Source organism: Gilvimarinus sp. DA14, from assembly GCF_024204685.1.
Lineage (GTDB): Bacteria > Pseudomonadota > Gammaproteobacteria > Pseudomonadales > Cellvibrionaceae > Gilvimarinus.
On sequence record NZ_CP100350.1, the window covers coordinates 2,635,890 to 2,660,144 of the forward strand.

Genomic DNA, 24,255 nt, shown 5'->3' on the forward strand with positions numbered 1-24,255 from the left:
GGTAAGAAAACTCTGGTAGTTTTGCCGCTCGTTTTAACTATAGGTACCCCATGAGCGATTCTTACGCAGTATTTGGCAACCCCATTGCGCAGAGCAAGTCCCCCGCCATCCACCGGCATTTTTGTGAGCAGACCGGTGAAGATATGACCTATACCAAGCAGCTGGTAGCCGAGGGCGAATTCCAAACCGCCGCCGATGCATTTTTTGCCGACGGTGGCCGGGGTCTGAATATTACCTCACCGTTTAAACTGGATGCTTTTCAGTACGCCGATCGTCGTACCCCTCGTGCCGAGCGCGCCGGGGCGGTCAATTTATTGATTAAAGAAAACGACGGCAGCATCACCGGCGATACCTCCGACGGTGTGGGTATGGTTAACGATATGCTCAATATGGGCTGGGAGTTGGGCGGCAAAAAACTGCTGATTTTGGGCGCGGGTGGCGCGGTGCGCGGTGTACTTGAACCACTGCTGGGGCAGCAGCCCGCTAATCTGACGATTGCCAATCGCACCCTGGCAAAGGCAGAGCAGCTGGTAAAAGATTTCCATGATTTGGGAGAGTTAAAAGCCTGCAGTTTCGACGATCTGGCAGGTCGCCAATTTGATGTGATTATCAACGGCACTTCGGCCGGCTTGCACGGTGAGCGCGTGAACCTGCCTGCCAACCTGTTGGCGCCAGATTCCGCCTGCTACGACATGAGCTACGCCGCCGAGCCCACGGGGTTTTTATGCTGGGCCGAGCGGGAGGGCTGTAAGCAGTTGTCGGATGGTTTGGGCATGCTGGTGGGCCAGGCGGCGGAATCCTTCTATGCCTGGCGCCATATTCGCCCCGAAGTCGTACCGGTGATTACCGAGCTGCGCCGTAAAATGACAGAGAGTAAAAAGAAAGCCAGTTAGCAGCCTCTGCTTGAATCTGGGGGTTTGTGCCAGGGCAATTATCTGGCGGCGTCAATAGGGTCGTTCTGTGGCGGTTGCGTCGTAGCTGCGGCAAATAGAATATTAGCTTGAAACGCTCGGGTGATTGGCTGGTAAAATCACAAATCTAGAAAAGCAGACCGCACCCCAGCCACAAAGGGCTGGGGCCCGGGTTTTTTACTGTTTCGGCGTAAAACTGCCGCCTTCCTGGCGAGGCGGGAATTCTTTAAAGGTCGCCATAAAGTTTTTCACTAAGTTTTGCAGCGGGACGAACGCGTACATGTGCCGCACCATCCAGTCGTCGTGGTAAGACGAGTCTTCGGGTGCCATTTCGAAGGGGTCAGCGCGCAGGTCAACCAGCAGTGGTGCTTTTAAGACGGTTTGTGCGTGCATCCAAGAGCCCAGACCGTCGTGTTCCTGGATAGAGAAATGTGCTTTCCAGGGGCCATAGCGCACCGCCCCCAGAGTTCCATCATCCACAAAGGCAAAGAACTCGTTGCGCGGCCACTCGTCTGAATTGCCTGTCAGGTTGGGCAAGACATTGTAGCCATCCAGATGTACTTTAAACTTCTTGTTGCCAGCCTGGTGGCCTTTTAACAGTTTCGCCTTAATATCGGAATCACCGGCTGCGGCCATCAGTGTCGGCACCCAGTCCTCCAGCGAAATGATCTCGTTGTTAACCTGTCCGCCAGAAATCTGAGCGGGCCAGCGAACTAACATGGGTACGCGAATACCGCCTTCCCAGGTTGAGGCCTTTTCGCCGCGGAAGGGGCTGGTGCCGCCGTCGGGCCAGCTGAATTTCTCTGCGCCATTGTCGGTGGTGTAAACGACAATGGTGTTATCGGTAATGCCCAGCTCGTCCAGTTTATCCAGCAGCACGCCGACCTGACCATCGTGCTCGATCATCCCGTCGGCATAAATACCGCGACCGGTTTTACCTTCCGACTCGGGTTTCAGGTGGGTAAAAATATGCATCCGCGAGGTGTTGTGCCACACGAAGAAAGGCTTATTGGCTTTGTGCGCTCGTTCAATAAAATCGAGTGTGGCGGCCAAAAACTCTTCGTCAATGGTTTCCATGCGCTTGCTGGTCAAGGGGCCGGTATCTTCAACTTTACCGTCGGCGGTCGATTTAATCACACCGCGGGGGCCGAATTTTTTGCGAAACTCAGGATCTTTGGGGTAGTCGGGGTTTTCCGGCTCTTCTTCCGCGTTCAGATGGTAAAGGTTGCCAAAAAATTCATCGAAACCATGGTTGGTTGGGAGAAACTTATCTAAATCGCCCAAATGGTTTTTGCCAAACTGGCCGGTGGTATAGCCCAGGGGTTTGAGCAGTTCGGCCAGGGTGGGGTCTTTTTCCGAAATACCAATGGGGTCGCCGGGCATACCAATTTTTAACAGACCGGTGCGTTTAGGCGATTGACCGGTAATAAAAGCGGCGCGCCCAGCGGTACAGCTTTGCTGACCATAACCATCGGTGAACAGAACACCTTCGTCGGCGATTCGATCGATATTGGGGGTGGTGTAGCCCATCATGCCGTGGTTGTAGGCGCTGGTGTTAAACCAGCCGATATCATCGCCCATGATCACCAAAATATTGGGTTTGTCGGCAGCGGTTACCGACGCTGATAGCAATAGAGCACCTATAGCACTCATTACTTTATGAAAGGTCAGTTTTTTCATTGCAACGTCCTGTATAGATTGCTTGATGGGTGTTTAAGAGTAGACGATTTTTATGAAGGTATGGAAATATAGAGACATTTCATTACCTGTCTGCTCAGGGTGGCTGGTTGTCTTTCGCGGCGTCTAGTGGCTATTGTTTATATAGCGCAAAGACTTCCGCGCCGGTCATTTTGCTGGTGTTGTCCTGCAAAGGGTAATAGCCGGGTGCTTCGTCCACAAAGACCTCGGTGGTAAGGCTAAAGGTATGATTTTGAAACAGGCCAGCGGACAAAATATATTCTTTGGCCGGTATTAAATAGTAAAACAAATGGGTGCCGCAGTTGTTGCAAAAGCCGCGTTCGGCCCAGTCTGATGATTGATACCGACTGGGTTCGGCACCGCTAAAGTTCACCCCTGCGCCGCAGTGAATCGCGTGCATGGGCCCGCTGCCCCAGCGGCGGCACATTTGGCAGTGGCACAGGGCAACTTCTTCGGCATCTGGCGCGGTAACAGAAATGGCGCCGCACAGGCAGTTTCCTTGCATGGTGTGAACCTCCTACTCGCAAATGGATAAAAGCAGAGTATAGGAGAGATGTGAGGCTGTTACTCAACTTAGCGCAGAGAGGTCAGGGTATTTATTACTAGTGGACTGATGGGCCTCCCTGCCCATTGTTTGGTACTGCGCTTAATGCTCCCAATCCAGGCGAATATCCCACTGGTGGCGGAATTCACCGGCCAGAGGTTCGATGCTGGTATCGATTTCCCGGAATACGTTATCGGCGGGGCTGAGCACCGCATCGCGGCCGAAGATAAAGCTCTGTTCTTGCACAATGCGGTAGTAGGCCTTATTCAAATCCAGCGCCCGGCGGGTAGAGGGAGTGATTAGATCGTAGAGCGACTCTTGCGCCTGTACCTTGGCAACATCCACCTGGCCCTGGTCGTCAAACCAGCGCTGCAGCATTTCGGCATTTTGCCGGAACTCATCGCCGCCGCCCACGCGCTGCAGGTAGGTTAAATACTCGCCCTGTTGCTCGCCCAGGTTAGGAGTGTCCTGCAGGGTTTTTAAATTGATATAGCCCCAGCCAGCTGCGCCCGGTTTTTTACGGGCAAAGGCAAAGGTACTGTCGATGGTGGTGCCGATGGTTTTGTGGCAGCCCATGCAGAAGAAAGTCTCCTGTTGGTTTTGCTCGCGCAGCTCGCCGTTGGCGTCTTCAATAAAGCCCCACAGTAGCCAGCCCATACCGTTACTGGTGCCTCTGTCGCCGTGGCTTGAGACCGCCGGCAAATTGCCAAAATGTTTTTCTTTGGCTTCGCGGTAGTAACTGTTTTTCAGGCGCTCTTTGGGCATGAACGAGTGTTTGCGCATATAGCGTACTTCTTTCATACGCCGGGAATTGACGATCTCGTCGCCATCCACGCCCACATAGCGCACTGTATGTAAAAACTCTGTGCCTTTGGGGTAGAGCATGTGGGCGACGCTTACTTTTGCGGCATCGCCGAAGTAGGTATCGCGGCGCGGTATCTCGGTGATTTGCGCTTCTAGCTCGCCATTACCGTTAAAGTCGATACCTGCAGCGCGCTCATTCAGAGCGAGGGTGCTGGTGACTTGAGTCTCGGCTATGGCCATTTCCACCAGCGCTAAGTTGGCGAAGTAAACATCGCGCGAATAGTTGCCATCTACCTGACGGAACTTTTCCGGCAAACGAATCATGACATCGTCGGTAGAGCCATTGGTGGGCCAGAAGGTACTGGGAACAGGTTTGTAATTGAATGCCACCCAGCGGCTGCCGTCTTTTGCCAGGCCGTGCTCATCGAAGGCATCGGCGCCCTCGGCCAGGTTTTTGATGTTGGGCGCCTGACCTTGCCATGCGTCCGATTCGAGCCAGTTGGCCAGGGCGGTGTAATTGTCCTGGTCGATGTAGCGGCGCATAAATTCGTCGCTAATGTCGCCGATTTCGGCGCGCCGGTTTTTAAATAAGTTAGCCCAACGGTTGGTGTTGCCAATATCCGAGAAATCGTAGGCGCCCTGCAGGAAACCGTCGTTCATCATATTGGGGCGGTTTCTGTCGCTGTAGCTCTGATGGCAAATATAGCAGGGGTTATGTTTGCCTTCGGTTTTGGTGTAGCACTGGGGTGGTATTACTGCTTCGGGATTATAGGTTTCGCCGTGCTCAATATAGGCCTGCGGCGGATGTTGGGGAATAAATCCCGAGTCGGCCTGAGCGCTGCTGACTAAGCTAGTGGAGTTGGGTTGTTGGTCGCAGCCGGTGTTGCAACACACGGCGAGCAAGAACAAAAAAACTGTGCGATACATGTTTGTACCTTTCGCTATTTCTTATACGAAAAAAGGAGCCGCAAAGCGGCTCCTGACAAGCGGAAATAAAATAATGGCTTATTCGTTAACAGTGGGGTCGTACATCCACAGAGTGTTATTTTCCTGGAAGCCGTCTTCACCGATAACAATGCGACCGTCGTCCAGTACGATTACGTTATCCGGTTGTGACAGAGCGTTAACGTCGCAGCGCTCGGCACCGTCCAGGGTAGAGCGGTAGGTGGAGCCCATAACAACCGGCTCAATGCGGTTAACATCGTAGGCATCAGCGCCGGTCAACAGGGGCATGCGGTAAACGCCGCCGCACTCTTTTACCCGTGGAGACAGTTGAATGTCGCCCTCGTTGTCCACCATGCCGTTATCCATGTCGGCGATCGCAAAGTAAACATAGGCTTGGTTGACCTCTTCGCCTTCGATCAGGTCGGTGCCTTCAACCGCTTCTTCGGCGCGCTTGTGGTTAACGTAGATACCTTCAAACTTGCGCCATTCAGCGGTTGCACCCTTGGCGCGTGCCGCTTTGCGAGATTCCAAAAAGGCGATGCGATCATCCATGGCCATACCCGCAGTAGTGCTGCCGCCGCCATTGGCAACGCTTGGGTAGTTAGCTTCACCGGCGGCCCAGGCCTCGGCGTCGGCATCGGTCAGGTAGTTACTTTGGCCTTCCACAAAGTCGGCAGTGGTAATGTCGTCAAAGTCGGCGATCCAACCGTCAATGGTGGTGTTGTCGCTGTGAGCCAGCTCAATCCACTGGACATCAAAGCCTGTGGTCAGCGGCTCGAAGCTACCGGCGTCCTGAGTTAGCTTGGCGGCGAACAGAGTACCGGCTGACAAATCGCCCGCGGTGTCGGCAACGAACTTGAACATCACACCGTTGGTGTCGTCCTGCGACAGGTATACGGTTTTTGAGTCGGGCATTACGATAGAGTTTTCGTGCTCAAAGCGGCCTAAAGTGTAATGCTTAACCGGAACCGGCTTGTCGCTGGTGGGCTCGGTAATTTCCACGATGTAGTGGTAGCGGTAAGTGTTAGGGAAGCTCGACGCGCCATCGGCATCGGTGGCGGTTGGGTCGATGTACATGGCCAGCATGTCGCGCGCTGTTTGCTGCGATGGGTCGTTCCACTCTTGGGTATCATCGCCCTGGTTGCCCCACTCTTCAGAGGTCAGTGGTGTGCCCCAGGGGGAAACTGAACCGAAGCAGTTGGCGATGGTGCCGTAGGTGCCAAAGTCCAGCATCTGCACATCGTTGCTGTCGACGCTCCAGTAACCGGTGCTGGCGTCTTTATTGAGCTTTAAGCGGCTCATGGCGCCTGGGATGGACTCCCAGTTGGTGAACAGGTAGCCCTGGTTGTCGCCGGTTGCGATAAAGCCGTTAAAGTCCGGATCATCGATGGAGGCGACAGTAGTGGATTTGTCAGTTGCCACTACAGTACCCAGGCCTTCGGGCATAGCGCCGCCAAAGGTATCCATGGTTTGCGCGATCACTTGATATTCGCCGTAAGCAACCTGAACGGTTTCACGCTCCTGTTGAGTTTGCGGTACACCCACAGAGACGAGATTTTTCGGCAGGTTGTTGATGTTAACGCCCGCCAACACCCCTACAGTGCCGTGGTTAAACACTTTGCCTTCGCTGTCGGCTGCGGTGTTAGCGTCGCTTGGATGCTGCACGTTAAAGAACAGGTCGCCCCACTCAGTTACGTAGGCACCAGTTACTTCCGCCCCCGCGGGCACGGTGGCCAGACGGGTCAACCCCGGAGTCATCAGGCTGGCATTGCCGCCGCCCGAGCCATTTGCGCCATCGCTGCCGTCGGCACCGTTTTCTCCATCGGCGCCGTCTTCACCGGCGGGACCCTGAGGGCCTGCGGGACCCTGCGGGCCAGCCGGGCCCTGGGCGCCATCGTTGCCATCGTCGCCGTCACAGGCGGCGAGCATCATTGCACTGATAACCGCCAGAGCAAGACGGCCTTTTCCGTTTAAAGTAAAAGTCATGTGATCTCCTCGTTTTTTATGGCTGACTAAGCACGACGGCCAACATTAGGGAGAACAAATGACGGGTAAAGAACTGTTCGGTGAAGTTTTCGTGAATCTTTAAAGACAAAAAAGCCACAGCAATTGCTGTGGCTTATTACTAGAGATGATAAAAAATGTATGGCTAGCTGGCTATGGCGTCGGCGTCGAGCGCGGGTTTGTCGTGACGGTTACCTTTCACCGCGCCTTTGCGATGGGCCAGAGCCGCCTCCATTTTTTTCGCCGCCTGAGCGATGGCGGTGTACATGTCGTGGTCGGCCGCTTGTACGGCTACCGGGGCGCCCAGATATTGGGTTGTGGCCTCAATACTCTGGCTCGCGCGCTCTACGGTAAGGGTGATATTAAGGGAGTCGAGCTGGGGAAAATGATTGGCGACTTTGCCAAACTTTGCTTCTACATTCTCTTTGATAGCGTCAGTAACAGTAACGTGATGACCGGATACATTGATTTGCATAGACTTGCTTCCTTTTACCGCTTACCTCTGGAGTCGTTGTGCGGCCCTTTTTGCTGGGCCACGGTTTAAACATGAGCCCGAAGCGGCAAAATATCAAGCACGAACTGAGGAAAATTTGACAGATCTGTAATATTTACGCAGATCAGATTGACTGGGAGATGTTTTATGTGGATTCAAGCGGAAATTCAGCTCGCCCCCAAAACCCGGGGTTTTCACCTTATAACCGGCGAGGTAGAGCGTCAGCTGCCGGATTTAGAAAGTGTGGCCATGGGATGGCTGCAGCTGTTTATTCAGCACACCTCCGCCAGCCTGACCATAAATGAGAATGCCGATCCTACAGTGCGCGGTGATATGGAGCGGCACTTCAATAAGTTTGTGCCCGAACGGGCACCCTACTATGAGCATGATTACGAGGGCGATGACGATATGCCCGCGCACATCAAAAGCAGTATTTTAGGTGCCAGCGTGATGGTGCCGATCAGTGATGGGCGGCTAAATCTGGGTACTTGGCAGGGTATTTACCTGGGGGAGCATCGCGATCGCGGTGGTGCGCGTCGGTTGGTCGCGACCATCAACGGCAAGCCGTGGTAACCACTTTACGATAATGATAACGCTATCAGGTCGTGTGCATTAATTTTTAGGTTTTAAGCCTAAAATTAGGCAGATTTTTGCCAATGGTTGCGGTAACATTGGCAAAAAATAACCGATAATGCTGTACGGGATGATTCAACTATATCGAGTGGTAACGGACTATGAGCACCTTTGATGGTAACCGCAATCTCACCCATCAGATTACCTATCAATTAGGGCGCGCAATTGTGCAGGGCAAGTACCCGGTGGGAGATAGCTTCCCCACCGAGGCGCAGATGTGTCGCGACTATCAGATCAGCCGCAGCGTGATTCGCGAAGCGGTAAAAATGCTCACCGCGAAGGGACTTGTTTCATCGCGCCCGCGTCAGGGTATACGGGTGCTGCCGCCCTCGGCCTGGAATGTATTTGATCCGGATGTGTTGCAGTGGAGCTTCAGTGGCCGGCCCTCGCTGGCTTTGCAGCGCGAATTTACTGAATTGCGGTTGGCGCTGGAGCCCGACGCTGCGGCGCTGGCCGCACGGCGCAGCAGCGAGGCGAGCCTGGCAAAGCTTGAGGGCGGGCTGGCGCGTCTTGCCGCCGCAGCGCGCGGCGCGGAGGACCCACTCGAAGCCGTTATCGACTTTCACTCCGCAGTGTTGCAGGCCAGTGGCAATCGGTTTTTTGTCCAGCTGTGCCATTTTATCCGTATTGCCATAGGCGTTGAGGTGGCTGCTGGGCACTATTCGCCAGATGGCCTTCCCGATTATCAGGCCGTAGTGGAAGCCATAGCGGAGGCCAACGAATTAGCCGCCCGCGGCGCTATGACCCGCCTGCTGGCGCTCACCGGTAGTCGCGCCGATGTCGCCCCCGTGGCCGCCGCCTCTTAGGTGATCGGATTATAAGGGCATTATTAGTTCATATCTGACGCAGCATTCACTGGCGCAAAGCGATATACTCTGCACCCAATCGGAAACTTTACCGAGTCGGTGTTTAGAGGTGAGACATGTCCCAAACCGCTGAGCGTACGCTCTACCCCAGCTTGAAGGGCCAAACGGTATTTATTACCGGCGGCGCTACGGGTATTGGGGCGTGCATGGTTGAAGCCTTTTTGTACCAGGGGTGCAAGGTTGGCTTTGTGGATATCGCTGCAGCCGATGGTGAGCAGCTGTGCCACGAGCTGGAGTCCAGCTACCCCGGCGCGGTAATCTTCCAGCCCTGTGATGTCACCGATGTGGCCGCACTGCGCCGTGCTATCGAGTCCATCGAGGCTGGGCTCGGCACAATCGAAGTGTTGATCAATAATGTTGCCAACGACAAGCGCTGCGACCCGCGCAGCTTGTCGGATGAAAATTGGCACAGCTCACTCGCGGTCAATCTAGACGCCGCTTTCTTTACCACCCGCGCCATTGCCCCGGGTATGGCCGCCAGTGGCGGTGGTTCAATTATCAACTTCAGCTCCATCAACGCTGTGCTGGGCCCGGCCCAGATGCCCAGCTATGTCACCGCCAAGGCCGGTTTGTTGGGGCTTACCCGGGCACTTGCCTCGGATTTTGCGCCGGATAATATTCGTGTGAACGCCATTATTCCGGGCTGGGTAGCCACCGATAAGCAATTGGAGAAATGGCTCACCCCGGAAATGGAAGCCCAGTGGATGGAAAGTGTGCGTTTGAAACGGCGGCTAATGCCTTCCGATGTGGCCAATATGGCGCTGTTTTTGGCATCTAGCGACGCGGCTATGATTACCGGTCAACAGTTTGTGGTAGACGGCGGACGCCTGTAGTTCTCGGCATTCCCGCTGTTTGATTGCAAGGTAAAAACACAACAATAAACCCGCTCAAGCGGAATAATTATTCTAAGAGACCATTCTGGAGTTGCCTATGTCTTTATCTGCGGTCGATATAGCGGCCTTTGTTATTTATTGTGTGGCCCTGGTTGCCATTGCCTGGTGGGTATCGCGGGAAAAAGCCGGCCACGATAAAAATACCGAAGATTACTTTCTCGCGGGCAAGTCGCTGCCCTGGTGGGCCATTGGTGCGTCACTGATTGCGGCCAATATTTCCGCCGAGCAAATTATTGGTATGTCCGGCTCGGGCTTTGCCATCGGTCTGGGGATAGCCTCCTACGAGTGGATGGCGGCCATTACGCTGCTGATTATCGGTAAATACTTTCTGCCGATTTTCCTCAGCAAGGGCATTTACACCATGCCCCACTTTCTCGAAGAGCGCTATGACCACCGAGTGCGGATCATTATGGCCGTGTTCTGGCTGGCGCTGTATGTGTTGGTAAATCTTACCTCGGTGCTCTGGCTGGGCGCCTTGGCCATTAATGCCATTACCGGATTGGAGCTGGTGTACGGCCTGATCTTCCTCGCCGTGTTCTCGGTGGGTTATTCAATTTACGGCGGTCTTAAAGCCGTGGCCATGACCGATATTATCCAGGTGGTACTGCTGATTTTCGGCGGGCTGCTGGTCTCTTACCTGGCATTGGATAAAATTGCCGACGGCGAGGGCGCCTGGACAGGCTTTAGCATTATGCTGGCCGAAATGCCCGAAAAGTTCGATATGATTCTCGACCCCTCCAACGAGCACTATGTCAGCTTGCCCGGTATCTCCGTGCTGGTGGGCGGCCTGTGGATTATGAACCTGTCCTACTGGGGCTTTAACCAATACATCACCCAGCGCACCCTGGCTGCCAAAAGCCTGGCCGAAGCGCAAAAAGGTATCGCCTTTGCGGCTTACCTGAAATTGCTGATGCCGGTGATTGTGGTGCTGCCCGGTATTGCCGCGGCCATGTTAACGCCGGATTTAGACAAGCCAGACCAAGCTTACCCCGAAATGATGAAACTGGTACCACAAGGGCTTTTAGGCATTACCTTTGCGGCTCTGGTGGCTGCGATCGCCTCATCCTTGGGCTCAATGGTTAATTCAATTTCCACGATCTTCACAGTGGATATTTACAAGCGCGTTATCAACCCGCAGGCGACTGAGCACAAAATGGTTTGGTTGGGCCGCGTGGTGGCTGTACTGGCAATGGTTGTAGCGGTCATTATTGCCCGTCCACTGCTGGGTAACTTCCCGCAGGCGTTCCAGTTTATTCAGGAGTTTACCGGCTTCTTTACTCCCGGCATTGTCAGCATCTTTTTGCTGGGCTTTTTCTGGAAAAAAGCCACCGCTCTGTCGGCGCTGGTATCGGCGTTTGCCTCGGTGATTTTGTCGGCGCTGTTTTGGAAGTTCCTGCCCGAGTTTCCGTTTATGGATCGCGTGGGCGTAGTGTTTTTACTCTGTGTTGCTCTGTCGGTGGGTATTACCTTGGCAACGGGTAGTCGCGAGCAGGCTAAAGCAATCGACTTGCAGGGTATCGACTTCTCCACCAACGCCAGCTTTAAGCTTTTAAGCATAGGTGTAGTAGTCATTACGGCGGCGCTTTACCTCACCTGGTGGTAATGTGGCCATCGATACTGTTGAGTTAGTTGCCGAAATTGCCGTTGGCTGTGAGCTGGGCGAGGGTGTGCTCTGGGATGATATAGAGCAGCGCTTGTGGTGGACCGACATTCTCGACCAGTGTCTTTACAGCGCCGCGATTGACGGCGGCGAGCTAAAGCGCTGGCCCGCGCCCGAGGCCATTACCGCGTTCGGTTTTACCAGCGAACTGGGTCAGCTTATCTGCAGCTTTGCCTCGGGCATCGGTTACTTTTGGCCAGCCACCGGTCAACGCCAGTGGCTGGCACGGCCCGCCCTGCAGGGGGCCGCGCGCTTTAACGACGGTCGCGTCGATCCCTGGGGAAATTTCTGGGCGGGCACTCTGTCACCCGGTGCGCAAAAGGCCAAGCTCTATCGTTACGATGGCCGCTTAAGCGAGGAGCGTGTGGGGCTGGAAATCGCCAACGGCCTGTGTTGGAGCCCGGATGGTAAGCGCGCCTATCATGCCGATTCGCCGCGCCGCGAAATTCACGAATTCACCCTCTGCGGTGGCCATTTAGGTCGCGGGCGGTTGTTTGCACGCACCCCGGAGGGCGTGTTTCCGGACGGCGCCTGTACCGATGCGGCGGGGAACCTGTGGAGTGCCCAGTGGGGCGGGGCGCAGGTGGTTTGCTACAGTAATACCGGGGCTGTTATTGCGACTCTTGAGTTACCTGTATCTCAGCCTTCCTGTGTTGCTTTTGGTGGGCCGCAGCTGCACCATTTAGTGGTGACCAGCGCCTGGGAAAATATGACTCAGACCGAGCGCAAGCGCGAACCGAGAGCCGGCAATGTTTTCGTGTACCGGACACCTTTCCAGGGGCGGCTCTGTGATCGCGGGCAAATAAAATAATGTAATCCGCTGAGTTCGTCGTTATTATCATAAAAAATACGCCAACAGGATCGGCGTGTGGGGACAGGCAAGGCGGCCGACCAACAACCATTCGGCTTGCTATATGACTGTAGATCTTCTGCAACGACTTTCGTACAAGTTGGCTCGCACCAGCTTTGTGGTGGTCGTTGTTTTGGGGGTCTTAGTCGCCAGCCTGCAGGTGTATCTGGATTTTCGCTCGCAGTACCGCGAAATTCGCGCCGGTGTCGATGAAATTAGCCGTGTAAGTCGCACCGCAGCGCAGCGCGCTGTTTTTCTGCTGGATGAACGCCTCGCTGAACAAGTCGTAGAAGGACTTTCCGAATACCGCTTTCTCAGTTATATCGCTATTTTTGATGATCAGGATCATCTAATGGCTGAGCGTCGCCGCGCGCTTGAGCCGAGCCCCACGCAATGGCTCACCACTTTATTGGTGGGCGACAAAGAGGTCTTTGAATACCCGCTACAAACCTCTTCCAATATGCCCTCGGGCACCTTGCAACTTGAGCTGAATAAAGACCAGGCCTTAATGCCTTTTTACCAGCGCGCCTGGCGCGTGCTATTGACGGGTACCGCGCGCAATATTGGTTTGGCTTTTGTACTGGTGTTGGTGTATCACTTTCTCTTGACCCGCCCGCTGGTCACACTGGCATCGCGCTTCGCCGCGCTTGATCACACCAAAGTTCCGGTCACCAATATTCCCCATTTACGTAAACACGAGCAGGACGAGCTGGGCTATATTGTCAACTCTGCCAACCGTCTGCTGACCAACTTTAATCAAAAGCACACCGAGCTGCAGCACCAGCAACAACAATTAAGTTTGATTCTGGATGCCAGCCCCAACCAGGTATTTGCGGTCAATGAAAACGGCGATCTGCTGTTTTATAACCAGGCCTTTAAACGCTATTTTTTGCCCCTGGAGCCGAACAACTTTTTTGAGCTACTGCAACGCAGCGAAGTGAAAGAAGCCAGTCAGATTCGCGCGCTGATTCAGCGAGTCTGTCGCAAGCAGGCGCCGGTGTTTAATCGCCAGCAGCACTTGAGTGGCGTGCACAATGAAAGCCATGTAATGCAGATGTCGCTGGTGCCGTTTGTCTCCGAGCACATGACCCATGTGATAGTGGTGCTGAATAACATTACCGAACTGGTAGAGGCTGAAGAGCGAGTAGAGTACCTCGCTTACTGCGATACCTTAACCGGGCTTGCCAATCGCAACCGTATTCTGGAACAGTTGCAGGAGGATTTACACAAGTGCAAAGCCAGCAACCGTTACGGCGCAGTACTGTTAATAGATTTGAATGATTTTAAGCGTATTAACGACACTATGGGTCACTCATTGGGCGATGAGCTGCTGCTGCATATTGCCCAGCGCATGGCCATGCGAGTGCGCGAGCCAGAAACTTTAGCGCGTTTGGGGGGCGATGAATTTATTCTCTCTATGCCCGAAATTGGCGGTACTACTGAGGAGGCTCGCGCGCGTGCCGAACAAGTGGCCGAACGGTTTTTGCAAACCATTAGCCACCCGGTGACCTTGGCCAATCAAGATTTTTCCGTTAATGCCACCGTGGGTATTGCGCTTTACCCGCTGGCTGAGATTACCGTCGAAACGCTGTTATCTCAGGCAGACACCGCCCTTAACGAAGCCAAGCGTCGCGCCCACAGCAATTACCGGGTGTTTGAACCGCAAATGGCCGAAGAAGTTAACCGCCTGCTACAACTTGAATCGGATATTCGTGCCGCTTATGCCGAACACCACTTTACCTTTTATTTGCAGCCATTAATTGATCTGCACGCGCGCTCGCTGGTAGGGGCTGAAGCGTTGATACGTTGGGATCATCCCACCCGGGGTTTGGTAAAGCCGGCTGAATTTATCGGCTTTCTAGAAAACTCCGAAATGATTAATCCGGTGGGTTTGCAGCTGCTGGATGATGTCTGCCAGTTTATTCGCCTGCAAAAAGAGCAGGGCCGTTTTCCCGCCGAGATGCGGGTGGCGGTGAATATCAGTGAGAGACAGTTGTACGACGCCGATTTTGTCGGCAAGTGCATGAGTGTGCTGTACAAATATAAATTGCCCGGCAGTTGTCTGGAGTTTGAAATTACCGAGGGTGCGGCGCTGCACAATATTGATGAAGTGGTCGATAAAATGCGCAAGCTGCAAAACGAAGGTATTACCTTTGCACTGGATGATTTTGGTACCGGCTACAGCTCGCTAAGTTATTTAAAACGCTTGCCGGTCAACAAAGTAAAAATTGATAAATCTTTTATTGACGATATTACGATTGACCCGCAAGACGCTGCGATGGTGGCTTCCATTATTGCCATTGCGCGCAATATGAATTTGCTTATCGTCGCCGAAGGGGTAGAGACAGACGCGCAGGCGCAGTGGCTACAACAATACGACGGTATTTTGATTCAGGGTTATCTATTCGATAAACCATTGCAGCCGCAGAGCTTTGCACAAAAGTATTTATCCGAGCCCGCTGTTTTTTAAATAACGCTCAGCGTCAACTTGCACACATCATCCAGCCGCGCAATGAGGCGGTCACCTCGCGCTACCTCACCCACGCCTGCCGGGGTTCCGGTAAAAATCAGGTCGCCCGGAGTGAGAGCAATATAGCGAGAGACTTCGGCCATCAGTTCTGGAATGCTCCAGATCATATCTCGCCATAGCCCGCTTTGCACAATAACGCCGTTACGCTCTAGAGTAATGGCTGAGGTTTTTTCTAAATCCTGCAAGTTGCCGGCAATAAATTCCGAACAGGGCGCCGAGCCGTCAAAGCCTTTCGCCAGCTCCCAGGGGCGTCCCTGTTGTTTGGCCACGCGCTGTAAATCGCGACAGGTCATATCCAGCCCAATCGCAAAGCCATTAATCTCGGTTTGCTCGGTTTTTAGATGTCGGCCGCCAACGGCAACACGCACGACTAGCTCCAACTCGTGGTGCACCTCGCGACTAAAGTCCGGGTAAATAAAATCCTCACCGGGCAACAGCAGTGCGCTTGCCGGTTTGAAAAAGAAAAAAGGCTGGCTGCGCTCCGGGTCGTGGCCCATTTCGGCGGCGTGTTCGGCGTAGTTGCGGCCGATACAGATAATTTTTCCGCCTGGCGCGAAATCAGGCATCGGCTTGCTCCAGATACTGATCTTTCAGCTTGACGTAATTGCCTGCCGAATAGCGGAAAAACTCTTTTTCGCTGTCCTTTAACGGCCGCGTCTGTTTTGCCGGCGAGCCCACGTACAAGAAGCCCGACTCCAGACGCTTGCCAGGCGGCACTAGCGTGCCCGCACCGATAATGACTTCATCTTCCAACACCGCGCCATCTAACACCGTAGCGCCAATGCCTACCAAAACCCGATCGCCGATGCTGCAGCCGTGCAGGCAGGCGCTGTGGCCCACAGTCACGTCATCGCCAATGGTCAGCGGGAAGCCATCCGGGTTAAAAGGCCCTGCATGGGTAATATGCAGCACCGTGTTGTCTTGAATACTGCTGCGCTCGCCTATACGTATAGAGTGCATATCGCCGCGCGCCACGGCAAAGGGCCAGATGGAGGAATCTGCACCCACAGTGACATCGCCTATCAGCAGCGCGCAGGGGTCGACATACACGCGCTCGCCGAGCTGAGGCGCGGTGTTTTGAAAGGGGCGAATCGCTTCGCCGTTATGCACTTTAGAATTCACGGGGATACCTCGTCGCGACGCCTGTTAAGCGGTGTATCATACCCAAGACTACGAGCTGTCCCAACCGGAGGAAGAATGACCGAGCAAACCGCAGCCAATCCACTGTTAAACGACGCGGCCCTGCCGCCGTTTAGCCAGATTAAACCCGAACATGTGGAGCCGGCGGTACGCCAGCTGATCGACGAGGGTCGAGCGCACCTGGCCGAGCTGCTGGCGAGCCTCGAACATCCTACCTGGGACAACTTGGTAGCCCCTCTGGAGGCCGAAGACGACAAGCTGGAACGAGCTTTCTCGCCGGTCAGCCACTTAAACGCGGTGGCCAATAACCCCGAGTTGCGCGACGCCTACAACGCCAGCATCGCCCTGTTAACCGAGTACAGCACAGAGGTATCACAAAATCGCGAGCTGTATCAGGCCTATCAAAGGTTGGCCGACAGCGATGAGTACCAGAGCTTGAACACCACCCAGAAAAAGGTGGTGGATAACGCCCTGCGGGATTTTAAGTTAGGCGGGGTGGCGCTCGAGGGGGAAGAGAAAAAACGCTACGGTGATATCGTCAAACGTTTGAGCGAGCTATCGACCACCTTTGCCAATAATGTGCTGGATGCCACCGGCGCCTGGTACAAGCACTTTGATACAGCCGAGCCATTGGCAGGCTTACCCGAGTCGGCGTTGGCCCAGGCGCAACAGGCCGGTGAGCAGAAAAAACACGACAATGGCGCGCCTTTGGGTGGCTATGTGATTACTCTGGATTTTCCCTCGTACTTGGCGGTGATGATGTACGCCGAAGATCGCGGCTTGCGCGAAGAAATTTACCGCGCTTTCGTCACCCGCGCCTCTCATTTGGGACTCAAGGCCGACGGTTCCAGCGCCGCCGAGTGGGATAATACCGGCCTGATCGCTGAAACTCTGGCTCTGCGCCACGAGCTGGCTAAATTGCTGGGCTTTAATAACTATGCCGAGCGCTCGCTGGCAACCAAAATGGCCGAATCGCCGCAGCAGGTGCTGGACTTTTTGCAGCAGCTGGCAGAGAAATCCAAGCCCCAGGCCGAGGCCGACTTTGCCGAGCTGAAGGCTTACGCCGCCGAACAGGGCTGCGATGATATTCAGGCGTGGGATTTGGCCTACTACAGCGAAAAGCTGCGCGAGCAAAAGTACGATATCTCCCAGGAGGCGCTGCGCCCTTACTTTCCCGCTGAGAAGGTCATTAGTGGTATGTTTGAGGTGGTGGGCCGGCTGTTTGGTATCGATATTCTGCCGGTAGCAAGTTTTGATGCCTGGCACCCGGACGTGCGCTTTTATCACATTTACAAAGACGGCCAGCAGATCGCCAGTTTTTATCTCGATTTGTTTGCCCGCGAGCACAAACGCGGTGGCGCCTGGATGGCAGATTGCCGGGTGCGTCGCCAGACCGAAAGCGGCTTACAGCAGCCAGTGGCCTTTTTAACCTGCAACTTTACCCCGCCGGTGGGTGATACTCCGTCGCTGCTCACGCACGATGAAGTCACCACCTTGTTCCACGAATTTGGCCATGGCCTGCACCATATGCTGACGCAGATTGATATTGCGGCGGTAAGCGGTATTAACGGCGTCGCCTGGGACGCGGTGGAGCTGCCCAGTCAATTTCTGGAAAACTGGTGCTGGCAGGAAGAGGTGATCGGTCTGATCTCCAGCCACTATGAAACCGGCGAACCCTTGCCCAAAGCGCTGCTGGACAAAATGTTGGCGGCAAAAAACTTTCAGTCGGGCATGCAAATGCTGCGTCAGCTGGAATTCTCGCTATTCGATTTTCGTTTGCACGCCGAGTACGACCCAAAACACCCGGTATCCGCCGCCGACTTAATTGCCGAGGTGCGCCGCGAGGTGGCGGTGATTCCGCAGCCCGAGTTTAATCGCTTTGAAAATGGTTTTAGCCATATCTTTGCCGGCGGTTACGCGGCGGGCTACTACAGCTACAAGTGGGCCGAGGTGCTGTCGGCAGATGCCTTTTCGGCGTTTGAGGAAGAGGGCATTTTTAACCCGCAAACCGGTACCCGCTTTTTGCAGGAAATTCTTCAGCGCGGCGGCTCGCGCGAGCCTATGCACTTGTTTGTCAGCTTTCGCGGGCGCGAGCCGTCCATCGAGCCACTGTTGCGTCACAGCGGTTTGTTGGAGGAGGCATCGTGAGTGTTTACAGTACTACGCCCCGGTTTCTCGCCGGGGCCGTCTGCCCGCGCTGCGAAGCGCTGGATCGGATTAAGGTGTTCAGCAAAGACGGTAAAGACTTTCGGGAGTGTGTCTCGTGTGGATTTTTGGACGAGCTGCATTTTCCCGCCAACAGCCGCGAGCTACCCACTCGGGTGAATCAGACGCAAGCGCAAAGCGGTGAAGATGTGGTTAAGATTCTGCCGTTAGACTCGCAAGATAAATAAGCGAAAAGCTTGGTTTTAGCGCTCAAAGTTCAGAAAAATCGCGCGGTCTGCCGCCAGGCAAGGCCAGCGCGATAGCTCTACCGACCAGCCCTGTTCACGGTGCTTGGTAAAAAACCGCTCAAAGGCTTCGCCCTTAAAGTTGTACTCGGTCAGTAGTAAATCGGCCGAGAACAGCACGGCCTGATCCAGCTCATTGGCGAAGGGCTCGCCGATTAATTCGTGGGCAATCAGGTTGGCGCGGGTCATATCCATGGGTACCAGTGGGGCGCCGCACAACCCGATAAAACGGTCGTTCATCTCTTCCAACAGACGATGGGCGAGATAGGCCTCGTCCAACAAAGACTCCATCGCGCTGTGGCCTTTCAGCAAATCCGGCGGGTGTAAAAAGTAGTCCACGGCAATATTAAGCAGCGGCTCAACGCCCTCGGTAATGCCGGCTTCACTGGCGATGGAGTAAATTGCCTCGATAAAGTCAGGCACATGCTCGATATAACGCACCACAAAGTCGGCCAGCAACAACGGTGCAGTATCCGCTGCCAAGTGAATAGAGCTGTGCAAATGATGGCTGCGCAGGTGCAATCGGTCTACCAGTGATACGGTTTCACCATCAGCTTGCGCGGCGCTGTCAATCAGGTGGCGAATGGCGTCTATACGGTCGACAAAAGGTGTAGGTTCGGAGGTGGCCGGGGTCACAATAATCTCTGTAAAACGTTTGTTGTTAACCCGTAACTGCATAGACCTACCTTGGATAAAACGGGATTGAATCGGGCCATCAGACCCTGACCTTCTAAAAAATAATATAAAAGCGCAGCAATGCAAGCGAATGCCACCCGGAAAATTGTAAAGACGGGCTTTTAAGCCATCGGCCGAGCGCGCAGGTACCGTCTGAATACCCAGGCCATTGCCAGGCTGCGTGATAAGTTAAAACCGCAAAATGCCAGCCATAAGCCGGTGTTCCCCAACTCTTGGCTGCCATACCACAGCGGAAAAAACACCGCCAACATACAGCCCAGCATGGTGTATTGCATGGCTCGGGTGAGCCCCGCGCCGAGAAATATACCGTCTAGCTGGTAGGCCCAAATGGTCAACAGAGGCAGGGCGATTATCCAGATAAACTGGCGCGATGCCTCCAACAGCACCGGCTCAATGGCGGTAAACAAATTCAGCCAGAGGGGTTTGCCCAGGGCAAACACCAGGCTGATCCCCAGCGCTGTGGCCAGTGCCATCGAGGTGGTGGCGCCGCAAACGCGCAAAAACTCGGCGCGATTTCTCTCTCCGGTGGCCTTGCCGCACAGGGCTTCAGCGGCGTGGGCGAAGCCGTCCAGCGCATGGGATGTCAGCATCAGCAGTTGCAGCAAAATGGCATTGGCTGCGACCACATGGGTCCCGGCACGGGCGCCCTGGGCGGTAAAGAAGGTAAACACCCCAAGCAGACAGGCGGTGCGTACAAACAGGTGGCGATTAACCGTTAACAGGGGCAGATAAGCGTGTAACTGGCCCAGTTTTGCCAATTGCTGTCGCAACTGCGCCACCCCGGGTAAGCGTCGTAATTTGTGAGCCAGTAGTATCAGGCCCAGCAGGGTTGCCGAGTACTCAGCGCAAACACTGGCCCAGGCCGCGCCATCGCTGTTGAGCCCCAGGCCGAGAATCAGTATTAAATCCAAAAAAATGTTCAGGCCGTTGGTAAATACCAGAATAAGCAGCGGGCGGCGGGTGTCCTGCTGGCCGATAAACCAGCCAATCAAGGTGTAATTAACCAGGGTGGCAGGCGCACTGAGCAGGCGAATTTGGCAGTAGCTAGCGGCCAGTGGCGCCACATCGGGGGCGGGTGCCATCAGGCTGATAGCGAAGGGAATTAGCCATTGGCCGAGTCCGATCACCAGTGCCGCCAACAGTAATGCCAATACCGCCGAGCGCAGCCACAGGACAAAAGACTCATCAAAGTCGCGGCTGCCCACGGCGCGCGATACTAAACTGGTGGTGCCCATGCGCAAAAAGCCCAGGGACCAAAACAGCATAGTGATAATGCTGCTGCCGACTGCCACGGCCCCCAAGTACCTGGCCTCGGGCAGGTGGCCGAGAATGGCGGTGTCCACCGCGCCCAACAAAGGCACCGATAAATTGCTCAGTAAAATGGGCCACACCAGCGGCCAGACACCGCGGTGGTAGTGCTGCCAGCGGTGAATGCTTGTGGCGTTGATCAGAGTTTTCATTGTGCAATTTGTCTGGCTAGTGAACGAATTGGCGATAAATTGTTTGACTTTTTTGCTGCCCTATGGCCACATTATCGCCTGTAGTTGCGACGATTTGCCGCAGTTTATTTGTCGTACCCTTCCGCTTTTTTCGCCGGTACTAATAAACTCACAAAGCGAATCCCACTCGTTGTAACAAAGTGGCGATACCTTTGCGCGGGTGTTTTGTGGCGGTAATTTGGCGGCACAGTAAGTGCGATGGCATTTCGACGCAACAAAAAATAAAGGTGAGCCAGAAGGTATCGTGCTCTTCCTAACAATAATCATAACGAAACCATTTACGGAGAAGATGGGCAATGTTGAAAGCAGCAGGTGGGCTCTGTGCCCGTGTGCTCGGTTTCGCAGTGCTGCTGATGAGCCACGTAGCTCTGGCAGACGAAACTGAGTCGTTGAAGTTCAATATGACCCGGGGGGTGACGCCGGTCAGTCAAGACATCCACGGCCTGCATATGCAGATGTTCTGGTGGTGTGTTGGTATCGGGGTCGTGGTGTTTGGAGTCATGTTTGTCAGCATGTTCCTGCACAGAAAATCCCGCGGCGTTAAACCGGCCAACTTTCACGAGAGCACTTGGCTCGAGTTAACCTGGACCGCCATCCCGATTTTAATCCTGGTGCTGATGGGCATCCCCGCCTCCAAATCCCTTATTAATTTGTACGACACCCGCGAATCCGAAGTCGATGTATTAATTACCGGCTACCAGTGGCGCTGGAAGTACGAAATTCTGGGCGAGGATGTAAGCTTCTTCAGTAACCTCTCTACTCCGCGCGATGAAATTGAAGGCTTCGCCGAGAAAAACCCCAATTACCTGTTGGAAGTGGATGAACCCCTGGTGCTGCCAGTGGGCAAAAAAATCCGCTTTATCGTCACCGCCAACGATGTGATTCACAACTGGTGGGTACCCGACTTCGGCGTTAAGCGCGACGCCATCCCCGGTTTTACTAACGACTCCTGGGCAATTATTGAAGAGCCCGGCACCTACCGGGGCCAGTGCGCCGAGCTGTGCGGTAAAGACCACGGCTTTATGCCCATTGTGGTGGAGGCCAAAACCCAAGAGGAATACCGCGCCTGGCTGGACGAGAAAAAAGCCGCCGCCGCCGCGCTTGCCGAGTTGACTGAAAAAACCTTTACCTTTGACGAGCTCTACGCCCAGGGTGAAGAGGTTTACAACCGCTCCTGCGCCGCCTGTCACCAGGCCAATGGTGAGGGCCTACCGGGCACCTTCCCCAGCCTGAAAGAGGGCATTGCGGTCGGCCCCATTCAAGATCACATAGACGTAGTGGTAAACGGCGTGCCCGGAACCGCTATGCAGGCATTTGGTGAGCAATTGTCTGAAGTCGATATCGCCGCCGTGGTTACCTACGAGCGCAACGCTTGGGGTAACAACATGGGCGATTTGGCTCAACCGCTCGATATTTATAACCATAAACAGGGCAAATAAGGAGGTAGACAATGGCTCACGGTCCCGCAAAAGGCATTACGCGCTGGTTGTATACCACCAACCACAAAGATATTGGCAGCATGTATCTGTGGTTTAGTTTTGCCATGTTTTTTCTGGGCGGTATTTTCGCCCTGGTGATTCGCGCCGAGTTGTTCCAGCCCGGCCTGCAAATCGTTGACCCCAACTTTTTTAACCAGATGACCACCATGCACGGTTTGGTGATGGTGTTCGGTGCGGTTATGCCCGCGTTTGTGGGCCTGGCAAACTGGATGATTCCCATGCAGATAGGCGCGCCCGATATGGCACTGCCGCGCATGAATAACTGGAGTTTCTGGATTCTGCCGTTTGCGTTTGCAATGCTCTCGTCCACGCTGTTTATGGACGGTGGAGCCCCCAACTTTGGTTGGACCTTCTACGCACCGCTTTCAACCACCTACGCACCGCCGTCGGTGACTTTCTTTATTTTCGCCATCCACATTATGGGTGCCAGCTCGATTATGGGTGCGATTAATATCATCGCCACCATCGTCAATATGCGCGCCCCCGGCATGACCTACATGAAAATGCCGCTGTTCGTCTGGACCTGGTTAATTACCGCCTTCTTGCTGATTGCGGTTATGCCAGTACTGGCGGGTGTGGTCACCATGATGCTGATGGACATTCATTTTGGCACCAGCTTCTTCGATGCCGCCGGTGGCGGTGACCCGGTACTGTTCCAGCATGTGTTCTGGTTCTTCGGTCACCCCGAGGTGTACATCATGATTCTGCCGGCCTTTGGTATTGTTTCGGCGATCATTCCCACCTTTGCGCGCAAACCGCTGTTTGGCTACGCGTCTATGGTGTACGCCACTGCCGCCATTGCCTTTTTAAGCTTTGTGGTCTGGGCGCACCATATGTTTACCGTGGGCCTGCCCATTGCCGGTGAGCTGTTCTTTATGTGGGCCACCATGCTGATCGCCGTGCCCACAGGGGTAAAAGTGTTCAACTGGGTCGCAACCATGTTCAAAGGTGCCATGACCTTTGAAACCCCCATGTTGTTCTCCATTGCCTTTGTGATTTTGTTCACCATCGGCGGTTTCTCGGGCCTGATGCTCGCCATCGCCCCGGCGGACTTCCAGTATCACGACACCTACTTTGTGGTGGCGCACTTCCACTATGTGCTGGTGCCCGGTGCGATTTTCTCGATCACCGCGGGCGTGTACTACTGGCTGCCCAAGTGGTGCGGCAATATGTACAACGAGACCATGGGCAAGCTGCACTTCTGGCTGGCGTTTATCGGCCTTAACGTGACTTTCTTCCCCATGCACTTTTCGGGCTTGGCCGGTATGCCCCGTCGTATCCCCGACTACAACATGATGTTCGCCGACTGGAATATGATTTCCTCGGTGGGCGCCTTCTTGTTCGGTGCGGCGCAGGTACTGTTTTTGTACAACGTGATCGCCACCATTATCGGCGGCAAAAAAGCCACCGACGAAGTGTGGGAAAACCCCGAAGGCTTGGAGTGGACGGTACCCTCACCGGCGCCTTACCACACCTTTGAAACGCCTCCGGAGTACAAGTAAGCATCGGTGAGCGGGCGGTATAGAGAGCGAACATGAAGTGGTTGCCGGAAAACCCCAACACACGATTAACGGTAAAGTTAACCGCCATCGTGAGTTTCATGTTCGTCTTTGCGATTTTTATTATGCCGCCGCTGTACGATGCGTTTTGTGAAATAACCGGGTTAAACGGCAAAACCGGCACCAAGTACGAAGCGGTGGAGGCAGTCGTCGACACCAGCCGAGAAATTAAAGTGCAGTTTGTCGCCACCAATAACGAGGGTATGCCCTGGCAGTTTGGCCCCGAGGTAAAAACCGTAACGGTTCATCCGGGCGAGCAAACGCGGATTAATTACCGGGTTAAGAACACCACCGGTAAAGATATGATCGGCCAGGCGATTCCCTCGCTAACGCCCTACAAGGCAAGCAGTTACTTTCACAAAACCGAATGTTTTTGTTTTAACCAACAGGCGCTGTTGGCGGGCACCGAGGCAGAGCTGCCGATGTACTTTATCATCGACCAGGATCTGCCCGAGTACATCAAAACGGTAACGCTCAGCTATACCTTGTTTGATGTCACCGACCGCTTCAGCAAAGACGAGTTGTTAAGCATGGTCGTTACCGACCAATAACATTAACCGCAGAACAATAACATTTTGCGC

Annotated in this window: 21 protein-coding genes; 12 read left to right on the top strand and 9 right to left on the bottom strand. The window is 54.4% G+C overall.

Annotated features, from left to right (window positions below; all coding sequences use genetic code 11):
• Nucleotides 1-50 precede the first annotated feature (50 nt).
• Nucleotides 51-893, top strand: a complete 843-nt coding sequence (aroE, locus tag NHM04_RS11520; protein WP_254263938.1) for a shikimate dehydrogenase — start codon at nucleotides 51-53, stop codon at nucleotides 891-893.
• Between the two features lie 195 nt (nucleotides 894-1,088).
• Here the strand turns inward: aroE and NHM04_RS11525 are convergent, their stop codons facing one another.
• The 5 genes from NHM04_RS11525 to hpf all read right to left on the bottom strand — a co-directional run bounded on the left by NHM04_RS11525 (nucleotide 1,089) and on the right by hpf (nucleotide 7,381).
• The gene (locus NHM04_RS11525) at nucleotides 1,089-2,591 is read right to left on the bottom strand and encodes an arylsulfatase (RefSeq protein WP_254263939.1); all 1,503 of its coding nucleotides are present in this window, start codon (nucleotides 2,589-2,591) and stop codon (nucleotides 1,089-1,091) included.
• A 130-nt stretch (nucleotides 2,592-2,721) separates the two neighbouring features.
• On the bottom strand, nucleotides 2,722-3,114 hold the full coding sequence (locus tag NHM04_RS11530; protein WP_254263940.1) for a GFA family protein: 393 nt from the start codon (nucleotides 3,112-3,114) through the stop codon (nucleotides 2,722-2,724).
• A gap of 141 nt (nucleotides 3,115-3,255) precedes the next feature.
• Entirely contained in the window at nucleotides 3,256-4,884 is a 1,629-nt protein-coding gene (locus tag NHM04_RS11535; protein WP_254263941.1) for a hypothetical protein, read from the bottom strand.
• A 78-nt stretch (nucleotides 4,885-4,962) separates the two neighbouring features.
• Nucleotides 4,963-6,888, bottom strand: coding sequence for an alkaline phosphatase PhoX (locus NHM04_RS17380; RefSeq protein WP_305881943.1), 1,926 nt, complete (start codon nucleotides 6,886-6,888; stop codon nucleotides 4,963-4,965).
• Between the two features lie 163 nt (nucleotides 6,889-7,051).
• Entirely contained in the window at nucleotides 7,052-7,381 is a 330-nt protein-coding gene (gene hpf, locus NHM04_RS11545) for a ribosome hibernation-promoting factor, HPF/YfiA family (protein ID WP_254263942.1), read from the bottom strand.
• Nucleotides 7,382-7,546: 165 nt separating this feature from the next.
• On the opposite strand from hpf, the gene NHM04_RS11550 reads away from it, so the two are divergent.
• The 6 genes from NHM04_RS11550 to NHM04_RS11575 all read left to right on the top strand — a co-directional run bounded on the left by NHM04_RS11550 (nucleotide 7,547) and on the right by NHM04_RS11575 (nucleotide 14,771).
• The gene (locus tag NHM04_RS11550) at nucleotides 7,547-7,972 is read left to right on the top strand and encodes a secondary thiamine-phosphate synthase enzyme YjbQ (RefSeq protein WP_254263943.1); all 426 of its coding nucleotides are present in this window, start codon (nucleotides 7,547-7,549) and stop codon (nucleotides 7,970-7,972) included.
• 161 nt (nucleotides 7,973-8,133) lie between these two features.
• On the top strand, nucleotides 8,134-8,838 hold the full coding sequence (locus NHM04_RS11555; protein WP_254263944.1) for a FadR/GntR family transcriptional regulator: 705 nt from the start codon (nucleotides 8,134-8,136) through the stop codon (nucleotides 8,836-8,838).
• A gap of 116 nt (nucleotides 8,839-8,954) precedes the next feature.
• Nucleotides 8,955-9,731: an SDR family NAD(P)-dependent oxidoreductase gene (locus NHM04_RS11560; RefSeq protein WP_254263945.1), complete on the top strand. Its 777-nt coding sequence runs from the start codon at nucleotides 8,955-8,957 to the stop codon at nucleotides 9,729-9,731.
• Between the two features lie 97 nt (nucleotides 9,732-9,828).
• On the top strand, nucleotides 9,829-11,394 hold the full coding sequence (locus tag NHM04_RS11565; protein WP_254263946.1) for a sodium/sugar symporter: 1,566 nt from the start codon (nucleotides 9,829-9,831) through the stop codon (nucleotides 11,392-11,394).
• 1 nt (nucleotide 11,395) lies between these two features.
• Nucleotides 11,396-12,262 carry an SMP-30/gluconolactonase/LRE family protein gene (locus NHM04_RS11570; protein ID WP_254263947.1) on the top strand — a complete coding sequence of 289 codons (867 nt, stop codon included), beginning with the start codon at nucleotides 11,396-11,398 and terminating at the stop codon, nucleotides 12,260-12,262.
• 103 nt (nucleotides 12,263-12,365) lie between these two features.
• Nucleotides 12,366-14,771, top strand: a complete 2,406-nt coding sequence (locus NHM04_RS11575) for a bifunctional diguanylate cyclase/phosphodiesterase (RefSeq protein WP_254263948.1) — start codon at nucleotides 12,366-12,368, stop codon at nucleotides 14,769-14,771.
• Here NHM04_RS11575 and NHM04_RS11580 read toward each other — a convergent pair.
• Nucleotides 14,768-15,397: a fumarylacetoacetate hydrolase family protein gene (locus tag NHM04_RS11580; RefSeq protein WP_254263949.1), complete on the bottom strand. Its 630-nt coding sequence runs from the start codon at nucleotides 15,395-15,397 to the stop codon at nucleotides 14,768-14,770. The genes NHM04_RS11575 and NHM04_RS11580 overlap by 4 nt on opposite strands.
• A complete protein-coding gene (locus NHM04_RS11585; protein ID WP_254263950.1) occupies nucleotides 15,390-15,953 on the bottom strand; it encodes a gamma carbonic anhydrase family protein in 564 nt (187 codons plus the stop codon). The genes NHM04_RS11580 and NHM04_RS11585 overlap by 8 nt, the downstream gene beginning before the upstream one ends.
• A gap of 75 nt (nucleotides 15,954-16,028) precedes the next feature.
• Here NHM04_RS11585 and prlC point away from each other — a divergent pair, with 75 nt between their 5' ends.
• Both prlC and NHM04_RS11595 read left to right on the top strand, forming a co-directional pair.
• Complete coding sequence (gene prlC, locus NHM04_RS11590; RefSeq protein ID WP_254263951.1) at nucleotides 16,029-18,119, top strand: oligopeptidase A; 2,091 nt, start codon at nucleotides 16,029-16,031, stop codon at nucleotides 18,117-18,119.
• A complete protein-coding gene (locus NHM04_RS11595; RefSeq protein WP_254263952.1) occupies nucleotides 18,116-18,364 on the top strand; it encodes a YheV family putative zinc ribbon protein in 249 nt (82 codons plus the stop codon). The genes prlC and NHM04_RS11595 overlap by 4 nt, the downstream gene beginning before the upstream one ends.
• Nucleotides 18,365-18,379: 15 nt before the next feature.
• Here NHM04_RS11595 and NHM04_RS11600 read toward each other — a convergent pair whose 3' ends face one another.
• Nucleotides 18,380-19,099, bottom strand: coding sequence for a hypothetical protein (locus NHM04_RS11600; RefSeq protein ID WP_254263953.1), 720 nt, complete (start codon nucleotides 19,097-19,099; stop codon nucleotides 18,380-18,382).
• Nucleotides 19,100-19,218: 119 nt separating this feature from the next.
• Complete coding sequence (locus NHM04_RS11605) at nucleotides 19,219-20,577, bottom strand: MATE family efflux transporter (protein WP_254263954.1); 1,359 nt, start codon at nucleotides 20,575-20,577, stop codon at nucleotides 19,219-19,221.
• Nucleotides 20,578-20,912: 335 nt separating this feature from the next.
• On the opposite strand from NHM04_RS11605, the gene coxB reads away from it, so the two are divergent.
• Genes coxB through NHM04_RS11620 form a run of 3 tightly spaced genes read left to right on the top strand, consistent with a single transcriptional unit; the run spans nucleotide 20,913 to nucleotide 24,225 of the window.
• Nucleotides 20,913-22,055 (top strand): cytochrome c oxidase subunit II, encoded by a 1,143-nt coding sequence (gene coxB / locus NHM04_RS11610; protein ID WP_254263955.1) that lies wholly within the window; start codon nucleotides 20,913-20,915, stop codon nucleotides 22,053-22,055.
• Between the two features lie 11 nt (nucleotides 22,056-22,066).
• Nucleotides 22,067-23,617, top strand: a complete 1,551-nt coding sequence (gene ctaD, locus NHM04_RS11615) for a cytochrome c oxidase subunit I (protein WP_254263956.1) — start codon at nucleotides 22,067-22,069, stop codon at nucleotides 23,615-23,617.
• Between the two features lie 32 nt (nucleotides 23,618-23,649).
• Complete coding sequence (locus tag NHM04_RS11620) at nucleotides 23,650-24,225, top strand: cytochrome c oxidase assembly protein (RefSeq protein ID WP_254263957.1); 576 nt, start codon at nucleotides 23,650-23,652, stop codon at nucleotides 24,223-24,225.
• The last annotated feature ends 30 nt before the right edge of the window (nucleotides 24,226-24,255 follow it).

What these genes read in the sequence shown, in the direction of transcription:
- aroE (WP_254263938.1), top strand. Translation starts at nt 51, where the DNA reads ATGAGCGATTCTTACGCAGTATTTGGCAACCCCATTGCGCAGAGCAAG.
- NHM04_RS11555 (WP_254263944.1), top strand. Translation starts at nt 8,134, where the DNA reads ATGAGCACCTTTGATGGTAACCGCAATCTCACCCATCAGATTACCTAT.
- prlC (WP_254263951.1), top strand. Translation starts at nt 16,029, where the DNA reads ATGACCGAGCAAACCGCAGCCAATCCACTGTTAAACGACGCGGCCCTG.
- NHM04_RS11565 (WP_254263946.1), top strand. Translation starts at nt 9,829, where the DNA reads ATGTCTTTATCTGCGGTCGATATAGCGGCCTTTGTTATTTATTGTGTG.
- NHM04_RS11550 (WP_254263943.1), top strand. Translation starts at nt 7,547, where the DNA reads ATGTGGATTCAAGCGGAAATTCAGCTCGCCCCCAAAACCCGGGGTTTT.
- NHM04_RS11580 (WP_254263949.1), bottom strand. Translation starts at nt 15,397, where the DNA reads ATGCCTGATTTCGCGCCAGGCGGAAAAATTATCTGTATCGGCCGCAAC.
- NHM04_RS11600 (WP_254263953.1), bottom strand. Translation starts at nt 19,099, where the DNA reads ATGCAGTTACGGGTTAACAACAAACGTTTTACAGAGATTATTGTGACC.
- NHM04_RS11620 (WP_254263957.1), top strand. Translation starts at nt 23,650, where the DNA reads ATGAAGTGGTTGCCGGAAAACCCCAACACACGATTAACGGTAAAGTTA.
- NHM04_RS17380 (WP_305881943.1), bottom strand. Translation starts at nt 6,888, where the DNA reads ATGACTTTTACTTTAAACGGAAAAGGCCGTCTTGCTCTGGCGGTTATC.
- ctaD (WP_254263956.1), top strand. Translation starts at nt 22,067, where the DNA reads ATGGCTCACGGTCCCGCAAAAGGCATTACGCGCTGGTTGTATACCACC.
- NHM04_RS11525 (WP_254263939.1), bottom strand. Translation starts at nt 2,591, where the DNA reads ATGAAAAAACTGACCTTTCATAAAGTAATGAGTGCTATAGGTGCTCTA.
- NHM04_RS11605 (WP_254263954.1), bottom strand. Translation starts at nt 20,577, where the DNA reads ATGAAAACTCTGATCAACGCCACAAGCATTCACCGCTGGCAGCACTAC.
- coxB (WP_254263955.1), top strand. Translation starts at nt 20,913, where the DNA reads ATGTTGAAAGCAGCAGGTGGGCTCTGTGCCCGTGTGCTCGGTTTCGCA.
- hpf (WP_254263942.1), bottom strand. Translation starts at nt 7,381, where the DNA reads ATGCAAATCAATGTATCCGGTCATCACGTTACTGTTACTGACGCTATC.
- NHM04_RS11530 (WP_254263940.1), bottom strand. Translation starts at nt 3,114, where the DNA reads ATGCAAGGAAACTGCCTGTGCGGCGCCATTTCTGTTACCGCGCCAGAT.
- NHM04_RS11575 (WP_254263948.1), top strand. Translation starts at nt 12,366, where the DNA reads ATGACTGTAGATCTTCTGCAACGACTTTCGTACAAGTTGGCTCGCACC.
- NHM04_RS11535 (WP_254263941.1), bottom strand. Translation starts at nt 4,884, where the DNA reads ATGTATCGCACAGTTTTTTTGTTCTTGCTCGCCGTGTGTTGCAACACC.
- NHM04_RS11560 (WP_254263945.1), top strand. Translation starts at nt 8,955, where the DNA reads ATGTCCCAAACCGCTGAGCGTACGCTCTACCCCAGCTTGAAGGGCCAA.